4 protein-coding genes are annotated in these 5,213 nt (G+C 38.6%); 3 read left to right on the top strand and 1 reads right to left on the bottom strand.

Translation table 11 applies throughout. The features are described 5' to 3' along the window. Positions 1 to 893 (bottom strand): patatin-like phospholipase family protein (locus E5A76_RS12665; RefSeq protein ID WP_161119147.1); only part of this gene is annotated, 893 nt, incomplete at its 3' end. Positions 894 to 1,378: 485 nt separating this feature from the next. Between E5A76_RS12665 and E5A76_RS12660 the strand changes: the two genes are divergently transcribed. The 3 genes from E5A76_RS12660 (at position 1,379) to panP (ending at position 4,949) form a co-directional block, all read left to right on the top strand. After that, complete coding sequence (locus tag E5A76_RS12660) at positions 1,379 to 1,891, top strand: hypothetical protein (protein ID WP_161119146.1); 513 nt, start codon at positions 1,379 to 1,381, stop codon at positions 1,889 to 1,891. A gap of 257 nt (positions 1,892 to 2,148) precedes the next feature. Then, positions 2,149 to 3,120 carry a DUF2860 domain-containing protein gene (locus E5A76_RS12655; RefSeq protein WP_161119145.1) on the top strand — a complete coding sequence of 324 codons (972 nt, stop codon included), beginning with the start codon at positions 2,149 to 2,151 and terminating at the stop codon, positions 3,118 to 3,120. Between the two features lie 161 nt (positions 3,121 to 3,281). Then, complete coding sequence (panP, locus tag E5A76_RS12650; protein WP_161119144.1) at positions 3,282 to 4,949, top strand: pyridoxal-dependent aspartate 1-decarboxylase PanP; 1,668 nt, start codon at positions 3,282 to 3,284, stop codon at positions 4,947 to 4,949. The last annotated feature ends 264 nt before the right edge of the window (positions 4,950 to 5,213 follow it).

Genomic DNA, 5,213 nt, shown 5'->3' with positions numbered 1-5,213 from the left:
CTCTTTGTTTCTAAATGCGTTAATTCATCCTGAATATGACGTTTATTCTCATCAATGATGTCTTCTTTTCGGTACTGCTCACGCCATTGTTCAAATCGACCAGTTAACTCCTGATGAATCGTTTTAATGCGATCAACAGATTCATTTAAACTGAGTTTATTTATGTAATATGGAAAATATAACTCCACACTCTCACGCCAGTCTTCAAAGATCCCTCGTTCTTCTTCCCGTTCATGCTCTAATGGCTCGGTACGTATAACAACAACTAAATCGGCCCCTCTATGCCATGCCTCTTTAACCGGAACAGCAGCACTAACACCACCGTCAACCCATTCCAAATCATCAAGGTTTACAGGCAAGTTATATAGCACAGGGATCGCACAACTGGCACGCAACACTTCTCGCCAGTTCTCCTGATACATTGGCATATAAATATCTTGCAACGTATCTTTACGCGTTGCGCAGGCAAAAGCTTCACGATAGCGCAATGTTTTCTTAGCGGTAATAAAATCTAACGGCAACTCGCCCGATGGAGAGACCACTTGCAGCGCCCAATCCAGATTCATCGGCTGCTGTTTACTTAAATATTTATATAAGCTAAAGAATTTGTCGGTTGTGGTGTAGTTTTGAATAAACTGATAACCAAAACGATGCTGGCGGCTAATATAAGAAGAAAGATTCAACGCCCCTGCGGAAGTGCCAATATACATAGCAAAGGGATCAAATTGGTGTTCAAGAAAACTATCTAACACCCCTGCGGTAAAAATGCCACGTTGACCACCGCCCTGAACAACTAAAGCGATTTTCTTATGTTGTGAGGCATAAATATGTGACGAAAAAGCTGATACCGATTCTTTATCAAAAGAACTCAAACTAAACGGCAGATAATTCATTTCTCCCCCACAGGTTAGAAAACATTCTGACGTAATATACTAACTTAGTTGAGTATTTAAAATGAATAGACACTTAACAAGTTAAAGAGATAAATCTGATACTTATCTCTTTAACTTAATAATATGTTAAGCCGTTAACGCAACGATGGCGTAACTAAAAATGGTTGTTAACGTCAGTGTTACGGTAATCACAGCCAGTTTTAAGTCTTGTTCCATACTCAACTCCTTATCTATCCCTGCTTGGATATGTAACATTTTGTTAACTTAAGTGTAGATGTGTTACACGGATGTTATCAAATCAATTTGTACGGAATTAAGATAATTATCACATTAATATCAACAGCGTATAACTTGCTTCAGGTTTGCTACAGCGGTCACTGATTATCGTTAAGTAACATAGTAGAAGTAACGCCATCATTTTCTTGTGTTAGAAATGCTTTTAAATCGTTACAATTTGCTTTCAATTAGTATTACAAGGACGTCAGATGAAACTTGCAGCAACATTTATTTTAATGTCTCTAATGCCGACGGCTGCATTAGCCTCACCGAACCAATGCGAGAGTGATAAGTATCATCAATACGTTGACGCTTCCCTTGAGTGGTATCAAAACCTCGTGGATCTCACCGTACAAAAACACCCAGATTTAAAAGAAGTCAGTGATTGGTTTATGCAAGGAAGAATGAACCATTTCGAATTAAACCGTGAAGCTTTCGATTGGTATTTAGCTAATGATGCAACTCATCTAAATTTAGATAGCTCCGTTGAATCGTGGCTGAAATTATCGCAACAAGACGTTAAAACCTTATCACAACAAAATACACCATTAGGGCAAACAGCCAAAAAAGCATTTAACGATCGTCAAACAAAGCCACACCCTAAAAATTATGAATTACGTAGTGCTTTTGCTGATTTATTAACGCATCCAGCAGATATTAAGCAGCCCCTAAATACTTACAATGAAAAAATGCAGCAATTATCCGCCACTACATGTAAATAATCACACCTTTCATTGCTCTTATTTATTTTAAAACGTCAAAAATAAGAGCAATATTTAACATTCCAATTTTATTTTTCTTCCAAATATCATCGAAATAAATGCCCATTATCAAAACTTGGTTAAATTACCATTTCCTGATTCAATCCCCTTCCTTGCTAATATAAAATTAATCTATACTTATTTTGTATTTTTGTTTGTTATTTCATTTTTAATCTTGCTTTGATGAAATAAACCTATTTAGAAAAGGATGCTTACGCATGAAGCCACTCTACATTGGTTTAGTAACTGCTATTGTAAGTTGTAATACAATGGCAAAACCTGTTGATTGGACACCAGGGTTCAATGGTGATATCTCATTAATGGCTGCATATACTCGAACAAATTCCCAATTTGATTCAGATAATGCAACAACAGAGAATTTACACTCTTCAGGTAATGATCAAAGCCATATCCTTGCCGCTCCACTGGGAACACTGGCTTACACGTTAGCCAGTGCTAAGCAACAATTTTTCTTTGGTACTGATCGCTCTGATGTCGCATTAGGACGTTTCCACACTGAAGTTGGCTATCGCCAGAAATTAGAAAATAACGGGACTGTCTCGTTCAGTTATATTCCGGGTTTATTAGATTTAAAAACATGGCAAAACCCTTACTTAACGGGTACTTCACGCGAGAAAACAGGGAGTAACGTTAAAGCTTTCCGAGCACAATGGGAAAATATTGGCGATTCAATGTACTCCCTTGATACTGCTTATGGCCGCTATGATGTCGACCAAGAAAGAAGTGGTGAAGGGTCAAACATTGATACTCACCTACTTGATCGTAATGCGAAGCTATTCTTTATTGAGGGTAGCCACTTATTACCACTAAGCCGTTCTCAAATGATCCGTACAGCCTTGAACTACAGCAACATAGATGCTGATGGTAAAGCAATGGCTGCTGATATTTACGGTGGCTCAGCAAGTTTCATCCAGTTATTCCCGCAATCAAGCTTGATCTTAACCTTAAGTTATAAAAAAGCACTATTTGATGCAGAAAATCCTATTTTTGATAAGAAACAGGAAGATGACCGCTTCGGTGCTTTCCTTGCTTATGAATATCGCCAGCCATTTAACTGGAAGAACTGGAGTATTGTTTCATTGCTTGGTTACAACACAACTCAATCAAACATCCACTTCTACGATGCTGATACAACGCTTGTTAGTCTAGGGATGAACTACCGTTTTTAATCGCAAAACTAACAATGTGCTGTTAACAGCACAGCATTGTCTTATATAAGCAATTTATGGCTCTGTTATGATACAGAGCCATAAATTTTTCGAGACATAGGTTAGGTTTTCCATTAGATTAACAGCACTTTACCCAAGTTAAAGAAACGTTACTGAGTATTATGGCTGTTAATAATCGCACTGCCGATGCATCGCAGGAATCGTTGCATCGCATTTTTACAGTACCGGAAGCCCCAGATTCCACCTTGGGGATGATCGAAAAAGAGCTTTCAGAAAACCTAAACGAGTTTCTGCGAACGCACATTGCTGCAAGAGAAAAGCCTCTTATTGAAATAGAGAAAGACTTCTCTGATCCTGCTATTCCTGAAACACCAAGTTTTGTTTCCGAGCACACCCAGTTTCTATTAAACAAGCTGGTATCCCAGTCGGTTCACACTTCAGCGCCAACCTTCATTGGGCATATGACGTCTGCCCTGCCTTATTTCATGATGCCGCTTTCCAAAATCATGATTGCGCTGAATCAGAACTTGGTAAAAATAGAAACATCAAAAGCATTTACACCACTTGAACGCCAAGTGCTAGGGATGCTGCATAAACTCATATTCAATCAGCAGGAAAGCTTCTACCAACAATGGATGCACAGTGCTGACCATTCTTTAGGCGCTTTTTGTTCTGGTGGTACCATTGCCAATATCACCGCCCTTTGGGTCGCCCGCAATACCGTGTTAAAACCAGATGGTGATTTTAAAGGCGTGGCACAGGAAGGTTTGTTCCGAGCAATGAAGCATTATGGTTATGATGACTTAGCCATTTTAGTCTCAGAGCGTGGTCATTACTCATTAAAGAAAGCTGCCGATGTTTTAGGTATTGGTCGTGACAGCTTGATATCAATAAAAACAGACGACAATAACCGTATCGATCTAGATCATCTACAAACTACCCTCACCGATCTTAAGCAACGTAATATTAAACCTTTCGCCATTATTGGGATTGCTGGTACCACAGAAACCGGCAATATCGATCCCTTAGAACAACTGGCCGATATCGCAGCAGAACATCAGTGTCACTTCCACGTTGATGCCGCTTGGGGTGGCGCCACCTTAATGTCGAATAAATATCGTCATTTATTAAAAGGGATTGAACGCGCTGATTCGATCACTATAGATGCCCATAAGCAGCTTTACATTCCAATGGGCGCAGGTATGGTGATCTTCAAAAATCCAGAACTAATGACAGCTATTGAACATCATGCGGAATATATTCTTCGTAAAGGTTCAAAAGACTTAGGTAGCCACACGTTAGAAGGTTCACGTAGTGGTATGGCGATGTTGTTATATGCCAGCTTAAATATTATTAGCCGTCCTGGTTATGAATTACTGATCAATAATAGTATTGAAAAAGCCCGTTACTTTGCCGATCTCATCAAGCAGCAAGATGATTTTGAATTAGTGACAGAGCCAGAACTGTGCTTACTCACCTATCGTTACGTACCAAAACGTACTCAACAAGCATTAGAAATTGCGACACCCGAAGAGCGCGAAATTTTATTAGAACTACTCAATGATCTGACGCAGTTTATCCAAAAACGACAGCGTGAATCCGGCAAGACATTTGTATCACGTACACGAATTACACCAGAGAAATGGAACCACAAAATCACCACGGTCTTCCGTGTCGTTCTGGCAAACCCATTAACCACAAATACTATCTTGCAAGATGTTCTCAATGAGCAACGTGAGTTAGCGAAGGAAAGTAACATTAGCTTGCCTGAACTGATGAATTTAACAGACAAAATAATGCTAAAAAGAGATGATAATCTTAATAATTAGCGCGATTTTCTATATAAAAAATTGCAATATTTAGCGATAAAGCCCAGATTTTCTGGGCTTTTTACATTTTGTTACCTATTAACAATCGAAAAATTGTATGTCTGCTTTATTAATAATCTGCAAATCAACTATTAACAGTGCATTATTGTAGTATGAATAACTCATTTATGAGGTCAATTTTCTACTTCCAACCTTCGCATAGTGTTTCTTCATTTCCTTATAAATATGCAAAGCTTCTTTTTGAACAGCGATCAATAAATTCTC

The organism is Photobacterium lucens, from assembly GCF_009873615.1.
In the GTDB taxonomy this organism is placed as follows: domain Bacteria; phylum Pseudomonadota; class Gammaproteobacteria; order Enterobacterales; family Vibrionaceae; genus Photobacterium; species Photobacterium lucens.
Note: the sequence above shows the minus strand (reverse complement) of the source record. Positions and strands in the feature narration are given on the sequence as shown.